Consider the following 17,315-nt stretch of genomic DNA (forward strand, 5'->3'; position numbering starts at 1 on the left):
ACAACTCACAGATTTAAAAAATCACATTACAAAACTTTTATGAACAACAATTTAATATCCCTAGAAGAGCTCGCAAGCACAACTTCACCTCACATTTCGGGGAATTTTGGGAATATTTTTCATCCTGACAATTATGATCATTATCGTAATGCTGTCAATAGTACTTTAGACCTGGTTCAGGAATTTCTTCACAGAAACAACAAGCCTTTCAGTGGTATAGAAGCCAAAACAATGAAAGGAATGGTGGAACAGATTGATCTTAATCAAAAACTTTCCAATTATAATGAGCTTCTGGCAGAAGTAGATGATATTTATGTAAAACATGCCACAGCTTTTCACCTTCCACAATATGTAGCTCACCTTAACTGTCCTGTAGTAATCCCGGCATTGGCAGGAGAAATCCTTGTAAGTGCGATCAATTCTTCACAGGATACTTATGACCAGAGTGCAGGAGGAACTTTTATGGAAAGAAAACTGATCGACTGGACTGCCGGTCAGATCGGATATAATACGAATGAAAGCGATGGTGTTTTCACCGCAGGGGGCTCACAGAGCAATTTAATGGGATTGGTCATGATGCGTGACTGTTTTTCTCAGAAAAGATATAATCACAACATTAAAATGGATGGTCTGCCAGTGGAGGCAAGCCGTTTCAGAATATTTGTTTCAGATAAATCTCACTTCAGTAATCTGAAAAATGCTTCCATTATGGGACTGGGTGAGAAAAGTATTGTTAAAGTACCTACTGATGACCGTTTCCGTATGGATATTTCTCTTTTGAAAAAATATATTAAAAGAGAAGAACAGCTAGGAAATATTCCTATTGGTATTGTAGCAACAGCAGGAACTACAGACTTTGGAAATATTGATCCATTGGATGATATCGCCAATATTGCAGAACAATATAACATCTGGATGCACGTAGATGCTGCTTACGGTTGTGCTTTATTATTAAGTGAGAAATACCGTGACCTGATCAATGGTATTGAAAGAGCAGACTCTGTAACGATTGATTACCACAAATCATTCTTCCAACCTATCAGCAGTAGTGCTTTTATTGTTAAAAATAAAAAAGAACTGTTGATTCTTAAACACCACGCCGATTATCTGAATCCGAAAGAAATGGACGAAGAAGAAATTCCGGCACAGATCAATAAATCCATTACTCAGAGTACGAGAAGATTTGATGCTTTAAAACTTTGGTTTACCATAAGAATGATGGGGAAAGAACAGTTGGCAGAATATACAGACACCGTGATTGATCTTACCAAAGATGCAGCCGCAATGATTACGGAAGATGCAGATTTTGAGCTTCTTTCAGATTCTGACTTAAGTGTTCTTGTTTTCAGATATGTAAATCCGGAAATCAGTGATCTGAATGCCCTGAATCAATACATCAAGATGAAATTGTTCTACAGCGGAGAAATCCTTGTAGCAAGTACAAAAGTGGATGGAAACTTCTATCTGAAGTTTACGTTCCTGAACCCGATTACGACTACAGAAGACATTCATCAAATTCTCACCACAATCAAAAATCATGGAAAAGACTTTAATTCAGAAAAATAGAACAGGAGAAAAAGCCCGGGAAATTACTTTCAGAATTCTGTTGAACGGAATGTTGAGAGAACTGGGAAACGGAAAATTCTATCAGGGCGTTCCGAAATATGATCTTCTGACAGCAAAGGCTCTTCAAAATAGCGATTATTCATTGTTTATGAGATTTGAAATGAAGAAAAGCGGACTGTTTTTATTTGCTCCGGTTTCTTATCGTTCCGAAACTCTTTTTCATGAATACGAACCTGTTTTGTGGGCGGTAGACCACCAAAATCAAGAGGTTTCTGAAGTTAATGATCAAAAACTGACTGAATTGGTTTATAAAGAGTTTTCTGAGACAACCAATGAAAAAGGATTCCAACAATTTGTGGAAAGAATTCAAAGCAGCTTAAGAAATCTGGAACTGACAACAGAAGCTTGTCTTCAGGATGATCAGCTTTTAACGTATTCTTTCCTTGAATCTGAGCAAATGCTTCCTGCCGGACACAATCTGCATCCTTTCACCAAATCAAGAATGGGATTCTCTGAGGAAGAACAGCTTTTATATGGTCCTGAATTCGGGAAAGGATTTCAACTGGATTATTTCCTGATTCACAAATACTGCATCACGGAAAAGTCCCTTCCGGGAATTTCTGCAAAAGAAATCTTCGAAAAATGGACTTCTTTACCGGAAAGCTACGATTTTGAAAACATCAATGATTTTTATATAGTTCCATGCCATCCGTGGGAGGCACAATATCTTTTATCAACAGCAGAATATCCTGAAATGCTGGGTTCCGGGAAAATTATTCACATCGGGCCTTTGGGAGAGGATTTTTATGCGACATCTTCTATAAGAACAGTATATAATCCGGATTTCAGCTGGATGTTGAAATTTTCTCTGCATGTTTTAATGACAGGTTCTGTAAGAACGAATAGCTTAAAAGATCTCAACAGAGGATATGCTTCCGCAATCTGGTGGCAGCATCAAAAAGCTTCATTTGAACAAAATTTCCCGAATTTCAAATTATTGCTGGAACCTTCCACGTTAAGCGTTCATTATGAAGGAAAGAATATGGACAGTCTGAATATACTGCTCCGCGAAAATCCTTTTTCAAATGAAGATAAAGTGATTTTATTAGCAAGACTTTGCCAGGATGAATCTACAGATGGTTTCAATTTTACGACGCATTTCTTTAAAAACGTTGCGAATCAATTAGGGGTAGATACTGAAAAAGCAGCTATTATCTGGTTTGAAAAGTATGTAAACCTGTTGCTTTCTCCTTTAAACAGATTGTACAATCAATTAGGCATGGCTCCTGAAGTTCATCAGCAGAATCTTCTTGTACAGCTGGATAATCAGCTTCTTCCTGAATCTATTTATGTAAGAGACGGACAAGGGTATTTAATCAAAGAAAGCTTCAAAGGAAAATATGAATCTCTAATTAAAGATTATCCTGAAGTGGAAGACCTTTTCATCAGAGATGAGCGTCTTCTGGACATTATTTCACACCATCTTCTGGTAAGCAACCTGAGTGCACTGATTGCTTCAATTGGTAAAACAGGATTGGTGAAAGAAAGAAGATTAATCCATATTCTGTACAGGGAATTTGAAAATCTTCATGAAACTGAACCTTCCTCATTAACGGATTATGCTTTGAATCAAAGATATTGGGCAGTAAAATCAAACCTTCAGTCGGCGGTTGCTGATGTAGACGGCGGTGTAAATGCTTCTTCAATTTCTTATGCTAAAGTCCCGAACCTTCTTCACAAACATTTTTTCTCGGATCAGCTAATCAATCCACAGGGAACAGAAGTTTTCTTTAAAAGATATTTCCAGAAAGAAGACGTAACCATGAGTATGCGTCCTATAGATCTTGAAAATGACCTTGAAATGCTGCATGAATGGTTCAACCGTGAACATGCCGTAAAAATCTGGCAGATGAACTGGCCGATAGATGAGCTTGAAACCTACTACAGACTGATGCTTCCAAGTGATGAAGCGCACAGTTATATCATCGCAGGAAACGATGAACCTTCTTGTAATATTGAAGTGTATTGGGCTTGCAGAGATATTGTAGGCGATTATTATGAGGTACTGCCTACGGATTACGGAACACACCAGTTCATTGCACCTATTGATCCTAAAAAGAAATTTGTATCTCCATCCACTCAATCTATGGTTGACTATGTTTTTGCACAGCCACAGGTAGGAAAAATGGTAGGAGAAGGATCTGTAGACTCTCTTGCATCTATGATGAATAAAGCTCATGTAGGCTTCAAAGTAGATAAAGTAATAGAAATGCCTCATAAAAAAGCCAATCTGAACTTCTGTTATAGAGAATGGTACTGGGAAAAATTTCCACAGAATAAAGAGGTACAAATCACCACAAACATCACAAAAAATGACTAACGAAGCCGTATACAATGTAATAGGCATAGGTATAGGCCCTTTTAATCTGGGACTTGCCGCATTATCTAATCCGATTTCGGAACTGAAAACCCTTTTCCTGGACCAGAGAGATGGTTTCGACTGGCACCCGGGACTGATGATTGACCATGTAACCCTGCAGACCCCATTTTTATGCGACTGCGTTTCCATGGCTGATCCTACCAATCCTTTAAGCCTTTTGAACTATCTGAAGGAAACCGGAAGACTGTATAAGTTTTTTATCAGAGAAGATTTTTTCATTCCGAGAAAAGAATACAACCGTTACTGCCAATGGGTAATTGAACAGCTTCCACAATGCCGTTTCTCTACTCAGGTAGTGGATATTACTTATGAAGAAGGTTTATATCATGTAACTACGATTCACACCAAAACCAAAGAAACTACGGTTTTCAAAACGGAAAGACTGATTTTGGGAACAGGGACACAGCCTCATATTCCTTCTTTCATTCCGAAAGATGATTCCCGTGTTATTCATACCAGTAATTATCTGTACAGAAAAGAAGAGCTTTTATCTCAGGGTAAAAAAATAGCGATTATCGGTTCTGGTCAGAGTTCAGCGGAAGTTTTTTATGACCTTCTTCAAAACAGAAATGAAGAAACACAACTGGGATGGTATTCCCGTCCTGACAGATTTTTCCCTATGGAATATTCTAAACTGACACTGGAACTTACTTCACCTGATTATGTAGAATATTTCTACAACAGAAGCGAATCTGCAAGGAAAACGATTTTAAGCAAACAGCAAGCTCAGTTTAAAGGAATCAATTACGATCTGATCAATGATATTTACGATTTTATTTATGATCTGAATATCGACAATGCTGATCCTAATCTTAAAATTATTCCTAACAGCCAGCTGAATAGAGTAGACAACAGCAATCCTGATTTCATCAATCTTGAGTTTACCCAACTGGAACAGGAAGTACCTTATGACCAGGAAGCTGATTATCTGATTCTGGGAACAGGATACCGTTATCATGAGCCTGCATTCTTAAAGAATATTCAGGATAGAATCAAGAGAGATTCCAGCGAATTGTTTGATGTCAACAGAAATTATTCAATAGACCACAACGGAGGGGAAATTTATGTGCTTCATGCTGAAGTTCATACTCACAGCTATATTTCTACAGATCTGGGAATGGCTGCGTACCGTAATTCCTACATCATCAATGATATTCTGGGAAGAGAGCATTATAAAATTGAAAAGAAAATTGCTTTCCAGGATTTCGATGTAGAAAAATATGCTGATTTACCAACTGCCAAAATTTAATCAAAAAATGAACACCAACTTAAAAAATACAGTAAGCCAGGAAAACTGGAATCAGGCCAACAGAAATTTAATGGCTAAAACCATCGCAGAATTGATGCACGAAGAGCTTCTAAAGCCTGTGGTAACCTTTGAAAATAAAAACGGATATACTGTTTTTACCCTTGAAACCGGAGTTGAAAATATTGTCTACAGCTTCCGCGGACAGGAAAGAATGATGGATTACTGGCACATTGATAAAGACAGCATTACAAAAACAGAAAACGGTGAAGATTTGTCTTCTGTAGATGTAGCAGCTTTCTTCCTCGAAATGCAGACTGTTTTTGACTTAGATCCTTATACCATTGCAAGATACACGGAAGAATTACTGCATACTTTGTATTGTGATGCTTTAATCTTATCAAGAGGAGTAATGTCTTCAAAAGAGCTTTCAGATGCGGATTATCAGACGGTAGAGCATAATATGACCGGACATCCATGGGTAATTGTAAACAAAAGCCGATTAGGTTTTTCTCCACGTGATCTGAAAACATATGCTCCTGAAGCCGATGAAAATTTAAAAGTAATCTGGCTGGCTTCTCATAAAAGCAGATCGTCATTCCAGTCTTTGGAACATATTAACAGAGAAGAATTTTATCGTTCTGAAATAGGAGAGGATTTATATAATGATTTTCAGCAGCAGCTATTGAGCAAAAGAAAAGCTGTTGAAGATTATCACTTTATCCCTGTACATCCATGGCAGTGGGAGCATAAGCTTCAGATTCATTTTGCCGGAGATATCGCTTCTGGACTTTTAATCCAGTTAGGTGAGGGTAGTGATACTTACAGTCCGCAGCAGAGTATCCGTACTTTATTCAATGTAGATCATCCTAAAAAGAGATACCTGAAAACCGCTGTTTCTATTCTGAGTACGGGAAATATCAGAGGATTATCACCTAAACAGATGAAAATTGCTCCTGCTATTACAGATTGGGTAAAAGGTTTGATTAAAGACGATGCTTATCTGGAGAATAAAGAAACTATTTTCTTAGGAGAAGAGGCTGCAATTACCTATTTGCATCCACAATATGGAGCTATTGCCAGTGTGCCTTATCAGTATAATGAATTCCTTGGCGCATTATGGAGAGAAAGTGCTGAAAATTATCTGAAAGAAGACGAACAAATGGTAACCATGGCTTCTTTACTTTATGTAGATGAGAGTGGAGTTCCATTGGTTCAGGCATTCGCAGAAAAAGCAGGTGTGAGTATCAAAGAATGGATTGAAAGCTATCTTGATGCCTATCTTACCCCATTATTACACATTTATTACACCCATTCATTATGTGTAACGCCACATGGAGAAAACATTATGGTTGTTTTGAAAAATGGAGTTCCAAAAAGAATCGTAATCAAAGATTTTGTGGATGATATTGTACTTACTACAGAAGCCAGAGAAAAACTTCCTGCACACCTTGCAGATGGTTTGATTCAGTCTTCCAACAAAGAAAATATCCCGTTGTTTATTTTACTTGGCGTTTTTGATGCTTTCTTCAGATATCTGTCGAATGCACTTCATACCTATTCCAACTTTAATGAAGAAACATTCTGGGAACTGGTTCACAACTGTGTAGAAAATTATAAAGCTGAGAACACCCACCTTCAGGAAAGATACGAAAAGTATGACCTGTATGTACCGGCATTCAAAAGATTCTATATCAACAGTCTGCGTCTGAAAAATAACGGTTACAGCGAGAACAAAGCATTTGCCATTCCGAGAAAAGACGGAGCACTGCCAAATCCGCTGTATCAGATTGCCAATAAAAATTCAGTAGCAGCAGTATGAGGAAATTCCTGCATATACTAAAAGAAGGAGCGGTTTTTACGTATGGAGCCATAGCCGGAAAGAAAGTTGAACTGACTTCCGGAAGTATCAACCGTTCCATCTTTAGTCTTGCCATTCCCATGGTGATGGAACTTGTCATGGAATCTGTTTTTGTGAGTGTCAATCTATTGATTATCGCAAAATTAGGCGACAAAGTTTTGGGGCTTGTGGGAATTACAGATAACTACATCAACTTTGCTTATGCTATTGCCGTAGGTTTGGGAATTGCAGCAGCAACCCTTACCGCCAGAAGAGCAGGTGAAAAAGATAAAGAAGGAATGGGCAGAACAGCCCAATACATCATCTTGCTGGCCCTGTTTTTCGCGGTGCTTATTGGTGGAGTTTCCTGCTTTTTCGCATCGGAAATTGTTGATTTTCTGGGAATCAATGCCAGTACGGTAACCGAAGGTGTTTCTTTCTCAAGACTGGTCTTCCTGAGTATCGGGCTTGTGATTCTCCGCCTTTCTGTGAATGGACTTTTCAGAGGGGCTGGTGATGCCGATATTGCCATGAAATCACTTTGGATCTGCCATATTTCCAATATCATTTTCGCAGTGATCCTTGTTTTCGGATTAGGATTTATACCTGCTTTTGGATTGATGGGATTGGCGTATGCTACAGTTTTATCAAGGCTTTTAGGTGTTTTATATCAGGCTTTCGTATTGATATCCGGAAAAACCAGCATCAGCATCGGAGTTCCTTTACAGCTTGATCTACCCTTACTGCAAAAGATTCTGAAAATAGCCTTTGGAGGACTGGTTCAGTATATCATCCCAACATCCAGCTGGCTGATTATGGTGAAGATTATCTCCACTTTCGGAACCACAGCGCTTGCAGGATATATCATTGCCCAGCGTATTGCTTCCGTAGCTACGATGCCTGCCTGGGGAATAGGAAATGCTGCCGGAGTTCTTACTGGCCAGAATTTGGGTGCCGGAGAACCGGAACGTGCTGAAAAAACAGTTTGGAGAGCCGGAACCATCAACATGACTTATCTGGTACTTGTAGCCTTATTTTGGCAGATTGCAGCAGAATATGTGGTGAAATTTTTCACTACAGAACCGGAAGTTGCCAGATATGCGGTTCAATACATCCATGTGGTCTCTATGGCGTATCTGCTGTTAGGATTCACTATGGTGATCAGCCGTGCTCTGAATGCTGCTGGAAACATATTACAGGTAACATTGTTGTACCTCGTCATGTTTTATGTGATTCAGCTTCCTCTGGCTTATCTCTTAGGAGTAAGGTTTCAGTGGGAACTGAGAGGAATATTTACCGCAATCGTTTCTTCGGAAATTGTTTTGGCTGTACTATTCCTCATGATTTTTAAAAATGGAAAATGGAAAACTATAAAAATTTAAAATGAACACTACAGAAGAATTTTATGAAATTATCGCCTCTGCCATCGCAATAAAGAAAGAATTGGTAGATGAAAAACTAACGTATCAGGAAATCCCGGAATGGGATTCTATGTCTCATCTTCTTATCGTAGAAGCGCTTGAACAGTTTTATCAGATCAAATTTGATTTTAACGATATCCTGGAGATGGGAACCGTCGGAAAGATTCGCGAAAAAATGAAAAAATACGAAGTATTCGTAGAAAACTAAGCATATGAAAATTTTAGAAAATGTAATTGCCAATAAGAACTTGGGGTTTACAGATGCTTCCACCGGTACAACAATACCGGTGGGAACACTGTACCGGTCTTTAGGCTTAAACCCGGTAGAAAAAGGGCTGCTCTTTTTGTACAATGACAATCAGCTGTCCAGTATTGAGGTGCTTCTCAATTTTTACGGAACAGCTTACACGATTGCGGTACTGGGACAAAAACTGCATGAGGAATTCAAAGAACGTATTGAGGCAGAATACCGTCCGAAATACATCTTTGATCCACAGAGAGAAGCCATTGAAGGATATACTCTGAAAGCATTCTCAGACAACATCAGCATCTTTGCAAAGGATGATTATAAGAGTGAAGTTACGATTCACCCTGACATCAAAATCCTTTTGAGTACGTCTGGAACAACAGGTGTTCCGAAACTGGTTAAATTATCTGATGAAAGCCTTTATCAGAATGCATTGAGCATCCTTCAATATATGCCGGTTCAGGGAACGGATGTAGTTCCTTTAAATGTTCCGATCAATTTTGTATACGGATTCTCTATTTTCACCACCAACTGTATGCGCGCCGGAAGAATCGTATGTACAGATAAAGACATTATGCAGAAAGCATTCTGGGACGAAATGGAGGAGTATGGGTACAGTACTTTGGGCGGAGTTCCTTTTCTTTATGAAAACCTGAACAGAATAGGATTTTTCAGAAAAGATTCTCCAAGTCTGAGATATTTTACCCATACCGGAGGAGTAATCAATGCTGAACTGAGAAAAACGATTTTCTCTTACTGTCACGAGTTTAAAAAAGATTTCTTTGCACAATACGGACAAACGGAAGCAGGAGGAAGAATGGCTTATCTTACTACAGAAGGATTGCTGGAAGAAGAAACATCAATCGGGAATGTGGTAGAAAGAGGAAGCTTCAAAATTGATCCTGAAACGGATGAATTACTGTTTTCTCATGTCAGTATTTTCGGAGGTTATGCCAATAAACTGGAGGATCTTTCCACGTATGAGCAGCCTTCTGTACTGCATACCGGAGATACCGCCAGAAAAGGTGAAAACGGAATTTATTATATCACAGGAAGAATAAAACGTATCATGAAGCTTTTCGGAATACGTCTTAATCTTGATGAGGTAGAATTTATCCTTAAAAATGAAATGCAGGGCAATACTTTCGTATGTCTGAATGCCAATGATAAAAAAATTGTGGTATTGTATGACAATCCGGAAATAGATCCTCAGATCATCACCGAAACCATTAAAAATAAACTGCGTATCAACCCGCAATATGTACGCACAGAACTTATAGAATCATTCCCATTATCACAAAACGGTAAAATAAACTATCCCCTGTTACAAAACTTACAGCATGAAAACATCTAAAACCCTTATATTACTTCTTGGTCTTGCTTTATCTTCAAATTCGCTTTTTGCACAGCAAGGCGACAGAATTCATGGCAAAATCATGCTGTCTGAAAAAGCACCGGTAAAAAATGCTATTTTAAGACTTGTCAACACGTCTTATCAGGCAAAAACCAATAATTTAGGAGAATATTACTTTGAAAATGTGCCACCTGGAGAATATACGCTTCAGGTGGTTTTAAATGACATTGAACTGATGAGGGAACCCATCCAAATTCAGAAAGATGTCTACGAAATTCCTGCGATCTACGCTCCTTTACACAATAATGTGATTGAAGGAATTACAGTATATGCAGTGAGCAGAAATAAATTTTTGGATAAAGACAGTACTTCAGTGGCTAAAATGCCTTTGAAAGTTCTTGAAAATCCACAGGCTTACACAAGCATCAACCAGCAGATCATGAAGGAACAGCTTACTTACGATATTTCGGAAGTATTGAAAAACGTTCCGGGTATGGTAAAAATGCAGGGAAGTCCGGGAAGAGGTTCCGGAGACGGAAGTTTCTACTACAGCCTTAGAGGTTTTCCTACCAAAGTATCCATGGTAGACGGCGTTCCTGCAACCACCAACGGAGAGATAGATCCTGCCGATCTTGAGCGTCTTGAAGTGATCAAAGGACCTTCAGGAACATTGTATGGTGGGGCTGTAACTTCCTTTGGAGGTTTGATTAATGCTGTAACCAAAAAACCGAAAGATTATTTCGGAGGAGAGGCTTCTTATCTTATGGGAAGTTATAATCTGAACCGAGTAACCGCTGATGTTTACGGTCCGATTACAGAATCCAGAAATATGCTGTTCCGTTTGAATGCCGCTTATCAGTATCAGAACGGATTCAGAGATTCTGAATTCAGGAAGTCATTCTTTGTAGCACCTACAGTAAGTTATCAAGTTAATGAAAGATTGAAATTTAACTTAGGAGCTCAGATTTACAATTATGAAGGAACTAATACTCCGATTATTTTCCTTCCGAGAACAAGGCAATATTTTGCCCATAATCCTGATGAACTTGGTTTTGACTGGAAAAGATCATATTCCAACAATGATATGACCTTAAAAGCACCATCTATCAATGTAAAAGCAGAAGCGAATTATAAAATTTCAGATCAATGGACTTCACAGACTTTGCTTTCAAGAAACTTCAGAAAAACAGAAGGGTTATATCAATATCAGTTTATCAGAGGAAATACAAGTGATGCCATGCTGGAACGTAACGTACAGTGGCAGAACTCAGAAGCTTCTTCTACAAGTATTCAGCAGAACTTCAATGGACAATTTAATATTGGTAAAATTAAAAATAAGATGTTGATTGGGCTAGATTATCTGAATCAGACAATCAACAATAATCATTCTCCAATTGTAGTCTTTGATAATGTCAACGGACAAAGCTTAGAAGGATATCCGAATATTTCTAAAGATCTTGCCCTTCAAAAAATCCAGGCATTTACACAGGCAGCCATTCAGGCAGGCAAAACGCCTTTGGTAAGAAATAATTCCGCATCAAACCTTTATGGAGCCTATATTTCAAACGTCACTTATATTACAGATCGTTTGATTACCCTTTTAAGCTTACGTATGGATCATTACGAAAGTAAAGGACAACTTAACCTGAATGATAATAAACGTACCGGTGATTTTAATCAGACTGCATGGTCTCCAAAAGTAGGGATTGTATATCAAATCCTTAAAGACCAGTTATCTGCTTATGGTAACTATATGAACGGTTTCAGCTATACAGCACCTGTTGCACAGCAGCTTCCGGACATTAGCGGGGAAATGAAACCTCAGATGGCCAATCAGTGGGAAGTAGGAATTAAAGGAAATCTTTGGAGAAATAAAATTAATTTCACCGTTGGATACTACGATATTCTTGTGGATAACATCCAGAGAGGAAGCGGCGTAATCCGTGACGGAAAAGAATACAATATTGTTGTTCAGGATGGAACACAAAGAAGTAAAGGGATTGAAATTGAAACCATCATGAACCCTGTTCAGGGATTAAATATTATGGCCGGATATAGCTATAACCACAGCAGATACGAAAAGGCTGATCCCGCTGTAGAGGGACGTCGTCCTGAGTCTGCAGGTCCTGCGAATGTATTCAATTCATGGATCAGTTATATTCTTCCGATCAAAGGACTACAGGGACTTGGAATTGGTTTCGGGGTAAACCGCGTAGGAAAACAGATTACCGGAAATAAAACTGTTACCGGACAGTTTGCATTCCCAGCCTATACTTTAGTGAATGCTTCCATTTCTCTTGAAAAAGAAAGATACAGATTAGGATTTAAAATGAATAACCTGGGCAACGCACAATATTTTGCAGGGCAGGGAGTGGTAGTCGCTCAGATGCCTCGTAATTTTGTTGCTGAGGTAAGCTTTAAATTTTAAGAATGAAGCTGAAGTTTAGAAAAATTGCATATCAGTTACATCTATGGCTCGGACTCACGTCCGGGCTTATAGTTGTTATCATGGCCGCTACAGGATGTATCCTGGCTTTTGAAGAAGAATTAAAACATATTGTTCATCCCAACAGATATTACGTTGAAAACATCGGAAGAAACAAACTTTCATTGTCAGAGCTTACGGAAAAAGCAGAAAGAGCACTTCCGGAAGGTTTAAAGGTCAAAAGAGTCATTATGCCTTCTGATCCCTCACGAACGTATATATTCCGTACCTTAAAAATGAACGATGAAGCATGGACGTATTGGGGGACTTATCTTTATTATTATCGAATTTATGTAGATCCTTACACCGGAAAAGTACAGGAAGTAGAAGATGCAAAAAAAGACTTCTTCGAAATTGTACTGGATCTTCACAGAAGACTTCTGCTGGGTGAAAAAATCGGAAAAGCGATTACCGGTTATTCCACATTGATATTAGCTGTAATCCTTTTATCGGGGCTTGTGATATGGTATCCCCGAAAAATGAGTAAAGCCATGCTGAAAGGAATGTTTTTCATTAAAACATCTGCCAATTGGAAAAGGATTAATTATGACGCTCATAATGTGTTGGGATTCTATGCCATTATTCCTTTACTCTTAATCTCTTATTCTGCATTGATATGGAGCTTTGAGGATGTAGACAAATGGGTAAAGAATACGCTGAACGGAAATATTCCCACAGAAAAGAAAGCCAAAAGTATAATCCCTTCAGAGGAATTTTCAAACCGTGAAAATATTCTCAATCTCATCGGAAATACCATGGAAAAAGGATTGAAAGATAAGAAATCAGCACTTGTCAATTTCCCTAGATCGGAAGAAGGAACCTATTATGCTGAACTTACTTATGACGGAAGGCAGTATAGAAATGAACATTTTAATTTTGATCAATATTCAGGAGATATTTTAAAATCTCAATCTTATAAAAACAAAAATATCGGATATGGAACCGCATTAAGAGAAAGAAATTATGATCTTCACACCGGAAGCATTCTGGGACTGACTACCAGAATTATATATTTTCTGGCAGCCATTATCGCACTATCACTCCCGATTACCGGTTTTATTATCTATTTGAATAAGAAAAAGAAGAAACCAAAACATAAGAAAAACAAAGTAGTTTTTCCTCATCATCATTAATAAAGAGAAGAAGTTGTCTCAAAAGTGTCATTCTGGGCGAAATGAAATGTAGTGAAGAATCTCATAAAGGATATTATTGAGATTCTTCCTTCGTCAGAATGACAAAAGTCAAATCATTTGACCTTTGACATAGCCTTTTCTCTTTTCAAAAGTAAAATATAAAGTATCAAATTTTATCGGAGATAAAATCCTCGCGCCTTAAAAACAAAACGTTATAATCTAACTTGCGCCTTTGCGTTTTCCAACTAAAAAATAAGCAAACTATAATAATCACCCAACCAACCCTTTCACATTCTTCGAAAAAACCTCAATTCCTTTATTCATCTCTTCAAAATTGAGATCTCCAAATCCCAGACGCATCGCAGTAAGACCTTTATTCTGATATAACAATGTTTTAGGAATGAAAAGATTATCTTTTGCACAATTTCGGCTCAGTTGCATCAGATTCAACGGTATATTCCATTCCAGCCATATGGCCAATCCTCCGGAAGGTCTTTGAAAAGTAATAAAATCCCCAAGATTCTCTTCCAGTAACGCAGAAAAATGATCACGTCTTTCCTGATATACCTTTAAAGATTTTTTCAGATAACGGTTGATTTCCCCTTCTGCAATCATCTCTCCAAGCGCTCTTTCCATCAAAATATCTCCTTGGCGGTCTATAATTCCCAGATATTTACGCATTTCTGTCATCAGATTCTCCGGAGCAACGATAAATCCTGTTCTGAATCCTGGCGCCAACGATTTCCCGAAAGATCCAATATAGATTACCATTCCATTCGTATCAGCACTGGCTAAAGGAAGAATAGGACTTTTGTCATAATGAAATTCGTAATCATAATCATCTTCCAAGATAATAAATCCATATTCATTCGCTAATTCCAATAACTCAAACCTTCTCTGAGCACTTAAAGCAACGGTAGTAGGATAGTGGTGATGAGGTGTCAGATAAAGCATCCGTATTTTCTGCTTTTTACATGCTTCTCTTACACTTTCCACCATAATTCCTTCTTCATCAATGGGAATCGAAACAATGTCAACACCCGCTTTCATAAAGATCATATTGACGGAAAAATAGCTTAGAGCTCCCACCAATACAGTGTCACCGGCAGAAAGAAGAATTTCTGAAACAATATAAATACTCATTTCCGTACTTCGGGTGATGAGAAGATTATTCTTGGAAATAGGAAGCCCGCGGGAAAGATTCAGATATTGAGATAAATGTTCTTTAAAAAATTCACTTCCATCATGATTATAATGTCCCAAAGCCTTCTGATTAGATTTACGCTTCAAAATTGAGCTATAAAATCTTGAATGTTGTCCGATTTGGGTTAAACGGATATCCGGCACCCCATCATTAAAGACATACTCACAGTCCGAATGTTCAAAAGGATTATCAAGAATATTAGACATTTTGAATGAAAAACCAGTAGAAACAGGGTAGTTTTGAAGGTTATTTTGCTTAAAATCATTCAATTTCACAGGTTTTTCCTGATCTTTTCCAATGATAAATGTTCCTTTGTTGGGAAAGCTCTCTGTCCAGCCCTGAGCCGATAATTCATCATAAACCGCAACTGCTGTATTTCTGTGGATTTCCAGCATTTCACTGAAAGTTCTTGTCCCTGGAAGCTTGGTTCCGAAAGGTAAAAATCCTCTCTGAATCGCATTGATCAGTTGATTGGCAATCTGCAGATAGATAGAAGTCTCTGATTTTCTATCTATTTTTATAAAACTATCGTAAGGAATTTTAACCGGACTATCCATAATATCAAAACTGGCACCATGTAACCATCCGGCAATATACTACTTTTGACATCAAAATAAAAATCTATGGAATTTCATCATCTGTTAAAAAAAATTGTACAGGAAGGAAGTACCCATGCCAAATGGCTGAACACCCTTTCTTTTATGGAAAATGCCGGTGCAAGAAAAATATCAAAATGTGAACATCCTACTTTGGTTTCTCAGATCCAGCTGAAACACGCTGCTGAAGAGCACCGCCACGCTTATTATTTAAAGAAACAAATCGGGAAAATAAATCCTGAGCTTTGTAAAACCTACGAAAGTACAGAACTTCTGGCGCCAATTGCAACTAGCCAATATCTTCACTCATTGGATATAAAAGCCTGCCGTTATCTTCAGAAAGCTTTCAACCTTGATAAAACAGATATTAAATATGCTGCCTATCTTTTTGTAACCTATGTGATTGAGGTACGAGCTGACGAACTTTATCCGGTTTATCAGGAGGCACTTACCGAAGCTTCTTCTAAAATTATGGTAAAATCTATTATCCTTGAAGAAGAAGGACACCTAGAAGAAATGATTCATCAGCTCAATGAATTTGCTCAAGACTGGAAGCATCATGCAGAACATATTTTAACCATAGAAAAAGAATTGCATGAAGAATGGATCAATGCTGTTACCCGGGAAATTGCTCAGTTGAATTATGCTTAGCAACAGCTCTCGTTTTCAGGAATCTCTTGACAAAAGAAAAGAGGAGGGAACATTAAGGCGTTTGCGGCTTAAATCTGATGGAACCGATTTTTATTCCAATGACTATCTTGGATTTGCAAAAAGTACAGAACTCCAATATTTGCTACTGCAAAAGATTATGGATAATCCTCAGCTGCTTTCCGGAAGTACAGGCTCAAGGTTAATCAGCGGGAATAGTCAAATTGCAGTTTCTGTTGAAAATGAAATTGCACAGAAACATCAGTTTGAATCTGCATTACTTTTTCCGTCCGGATATAATGCCAATCTGGCCTTGTTTTCCACACTTCCCAGCCGTCATGATGTAGTTATTGTGGACGAACAGATTCATCGTTCAGTACATGATGCCTGTAAACTGTCGAATGCTAAAAAACTAAAGTTCAGGCATAATGATCTTGAAGATCTTGAAGATATTTTAAAAAGACAGGAAGATCATTGTTATATCGCGATAGAAAGTCTTTATTCAATGGAAGGAGATTTTGCTCCTATTCAGGAAATTACTTCAATTGCAAGTAAATACAAAGCTTCTTTGATTGTAGATGAAGCCCACGCTTTCGGTGTTTTTGGATATGGATTGATTGAAAAATATCAATTACAAAATCATGTTTCGGCAGCAGTTGTGACCTATGGAAAAGCTCTTGGAGCCCATGGAGCGGCAATTCTCTGTAATGAAACGGTGAAATCTTACCTGATCAATTTTGCAAGTCCTTTCATTTATACCACATCAGCACAGGATTTCCAGTGGATGAGTATAAAAACAGGATATGAATTTCTGGATCAAAATCTGGAGCTGACTAAAAAACTTCAGAATAATATCAGAATTTTCCAAAATCAAAATTTATATTCTCCATCGGCAGAAACAAGCCCGGTTCAGGCTATTGTAATCCCCGACAATCAAAAACTGAAGGAATTACAACAAACTTTATCTGAAGAAGGATTTTTAACCTACGCCATCTACAGCCCTACCGTAAAAGAAGGAAGTGAAAGATTACGGATATGCCTTCACAGCTTTAATACAGAAGAAGAAATTGTGAAACTGACTGAGATTATTAAAGAATTTATTTAAAGTATAGTTTTCAAACCCCGCAACACGAAT

At 38.0% G+C, this 17,315-nt stretch carries 12 protein-coding genes; 11 read left to right on the plus strand and 1 reads right to left on the minus strand.

Annotated elements, in window-relative coordinates; all coding sequences use genetic code 11:
- The first annotated feature begins 39 nt into the window (after window positions 1–39).
- The 9 genes from LC457_RS15000 to LC457_RS15040 are packed head-to-tail and all read left to right on the plus strand — an operon-like array spanning window position 40 to window position 13,732.
- On the plus strand, window positions 40–1,566 hold the full coding sequence (locus tag LC457_RS15000; protein WP_223600604.1) for an aspartate aminotransferase family protein: 1,527 nt from the start codon (window positions 40–42) through the stop codon (window positions 1,564–1,566).
- Window positions 1,538–3,946 carry a GNAT family N-acetyltransferase gene (locus tag LC457_RS15005; protein WP_223600605.1) on the plus strand — a complete coding sequence of 803 codons (2,409 nt, stop codon included), beginning with the start codon at window positions 1,538–1,540 and terminating at the stop codon, window positions 3,944–3,946. Before LC457_RS15000 ends, LC457_RS15005 begins: the two co-directional genes overlap by 29 nt.
- Entirely contained in the window at window positions 3,939–5,255 is a 1,317-nt protein-coding gene (locus LC457_RS15010) for a lysine N(6)-hydroxylase/L-ornithine N(5)-oxygenase family protein (RefSeq protein WP_223600606.1), read from the plus strand. Before LC457_RS15005 ends, LC457_RS15010 begins: the two co-directional genes overlap by 8 nt.
- 7 nt (window positions 5,256–5,262) lie before the next feature.
- Window positions 5,263–7,074: an IucA/IucC family siderophore biosynthesis protein gene (locus LC457_RS15015; RefSeq protein WP_223600607.1), complete on the plus strand. Its 1,812-nt coding sequence runs from the start codon at window positions 5,263–5,265 to the stop codon at window positions 7,072–7,074.
- Window positions 7,071–8,474: an MATE family efflux transporter gene (locus tag LC457_RS15020; RefSeq protein WP_223600608.1), complete on the plus strand. Its 1,404-nt coding sequence runs from the start codon at window positions 7,071–7,073 to the stop codon at window positions 8,472–8,474. Before LC457_RS15015 ends, LC457_RS15020 begins: the two co-directional genes overlap by 4 nt.
- A 1-nt stretch (window position 8,475) precedes the next feature.
- Window positions 8,476–8,721 carry an acyl carrier protein gene (locus LC457_RS15025; RefSeq protein ID WP_047374822.1) on the plus strand — a complete coding sequence of 82 codons (246 nt, stop codon included), beginning with the start codon at window positions 8,476–8,478 and terminating at the stop codon, window positions 8,719–8,721.
- A 4-nt stretch (window positions 8,722–8,725) separates the two neighbouring features.
- Window positions 8,726–10,114 (plus strand): AMP-binding protein, encoded by a 1,389-nt coding sequence (locus tag LC457_RS15030; protein ID WP_223600609.1) that lies wholly within the window; start codon window positions 8,726–8,728, stop codon window positions 10,112–10,114.
- Window positions 10,101–12,542 carry a TonB-dependent receptor gene (locus tag LC457_RS15035; RefSeq protein WP_223600610.1) on the plus strand — a complete coding sequence of 814 codons (2,442 nt, stop codon included), beginning with the start codon at window positions 10,101–10,103 and terminating at the stop codon, window positions 12,540–12,542. Before LC457_RS15030 ends, LC457_RS15035 begins: the two co-directional genes overlap by 14 nt.
- Before the next feature lie 2 nt (window positions 12,543–12,544).
- Window positions 12,545–13,732, plus strand: coding sequence for a PepSY domain-containing protein (locus LC457_RS15040; protein ID WP_223600611.1), 1,188 nt, complete (start codon window positions 12,545–12,547; stop codon window positions 13,730–13,732).
- A 270-nt stretch (window positions 13,733–14,002) separates the two neighbouring features.
- Here LC457_RS15040 and LC457_RS15045 read toward each other — a convergent pair whose 3' ends face one another.
- On the minus strand, window positions 14,003–15,493 hold the full coding sequence (locus LC457_RS15045) for a PLP-dependent aminotransferase family protein (protein ID WP_223600612.1): 1,491 nt from the start codon (window positions 15,491–15,493) through the stop codon (window positions 14,003–14,005).
- Between the two features lie 66 nt (window positions 15,494–15,559).
- Between LC457_RS15045 and LC457_RS15050 the strand changes: the two genes are divergently transcribed.
- Both LC457_RS15050 and LC457_RS15055 read left to right on the plus strand, forming a co-directional pair.
- Window positions 15,560–16,183, plus strand: a complete 624-nt coding sequence (locus LC457_RS15050; protein ID WP_223600613.1) for a hypothetical protein — start codon at window positions 15,560–15,562, stop codon at window positions 16,181–16,183.
- The gene (locus LC457_RS15055) at window positions 16,176–17,285 is read left to right on the plus strand and encodes a pyridoxal phosphate-dependent aminotransferase family protein (protein WP_223600614.1); all 1,110 of its coding nucleotides are present in this window, start codon (window positions 16,176–16,178) and stop codon (window positions 17,283–17,285) included. Before LC457_RS15050 ends, LC457_RS15055 begins: the two co-directional genes overlap by 8 nt.
- Window positions 17,286–17,315: the final 30 nt, after the last annotated feature.

The sequence above is a fragment of the Chryseobacterium sp. GVT01B genome (genome assembly GCF_019970045.1).
Lineage (GTDB): Bacteria > Bacteroidota > Bacteroidia > Flavobacteriales > Weeksellaceae > Chryseobacterium.

Coding starts and splice junctions, on each gene's coding strand:
- LC457_RS15050 (WP_223600613.1), top strand. CDS start 15,560: ATGGAATTTCATCATCTGTTAAAAAAAATTGTACAGGAAGGAAGTACC.
- LC457_RS15005 (WP_223600605.1), top strand. CDS start 1,538: ATGGAAAAGACTTTAATTCAGAAAAATAGAACAGGAGAAAAAGCCCGG.
- LC457_RS15010 (WP_223600606.1), top strand. CDS start 3,939: ATGACTAACGAAGCCGTATACAATGTAATAGGCATAGGTATAGGCCCT.
- LC457_RS15015 (WP_223600607.1), top strand. CDS start 5,263: ATGAACACCAACTTAAAAAATACAGTAAGCCAGGAAAACTGGAATCAG.
- LC457_RS15055 (WP_223600614.1), top strand. CDS start 16,176: ATGCTTAGCAACAGCTCTCGTTTTCAGGAATCTCTTGACAAAAGAAAA.
- LC457_RS15040 (WP_223600611.1), top strand. CDS start 12,545: ATGAAGCTGAAGTTTAGAAAAATTGCATATCAGTTACATCTATGGCTC.
- LC457_RS15025 (WP_047374822.1), top strand. CDS start 8,476: ATGAACACTACAGAAGAATTTTATGAAATTATCGCCTCTGCCATCGCA.
- LC457_RS15030 (WP_223600609.1), top strand. CDS start 8,726: ATGAAAATTTTAGAAAATGTAATTGCCAATAAGAACTTGGGGTTTACA.
- LC457_RS15000 (WP_223600604.1), top strand. CDS start 40: ATGAACAACAATTTAATATCCCTAGAAGAGCTCGCAAGCACAACTTCA.
- LC457_RS15020 (WP_223600608.1), top strand. CDS start 7,071: ATGAGGAAATTCCTGCATATACTAAAAGAAGGAGCGGTTTTTACGTAT.
- LC457_RS15045 (WP_223600612.1), bottom strand. CDS start 15,493: ATGGATAGTCCGGTTAAAATTCCTTACGATAGTTTTATAAAAATAGAT.
- LC457_RS15035 (WP_223600610.1), top strand. CDS start 10,101: ATGAAAACATCTAAAACCCTTATATTACTTCTTGGTCTTGCTTTATCT.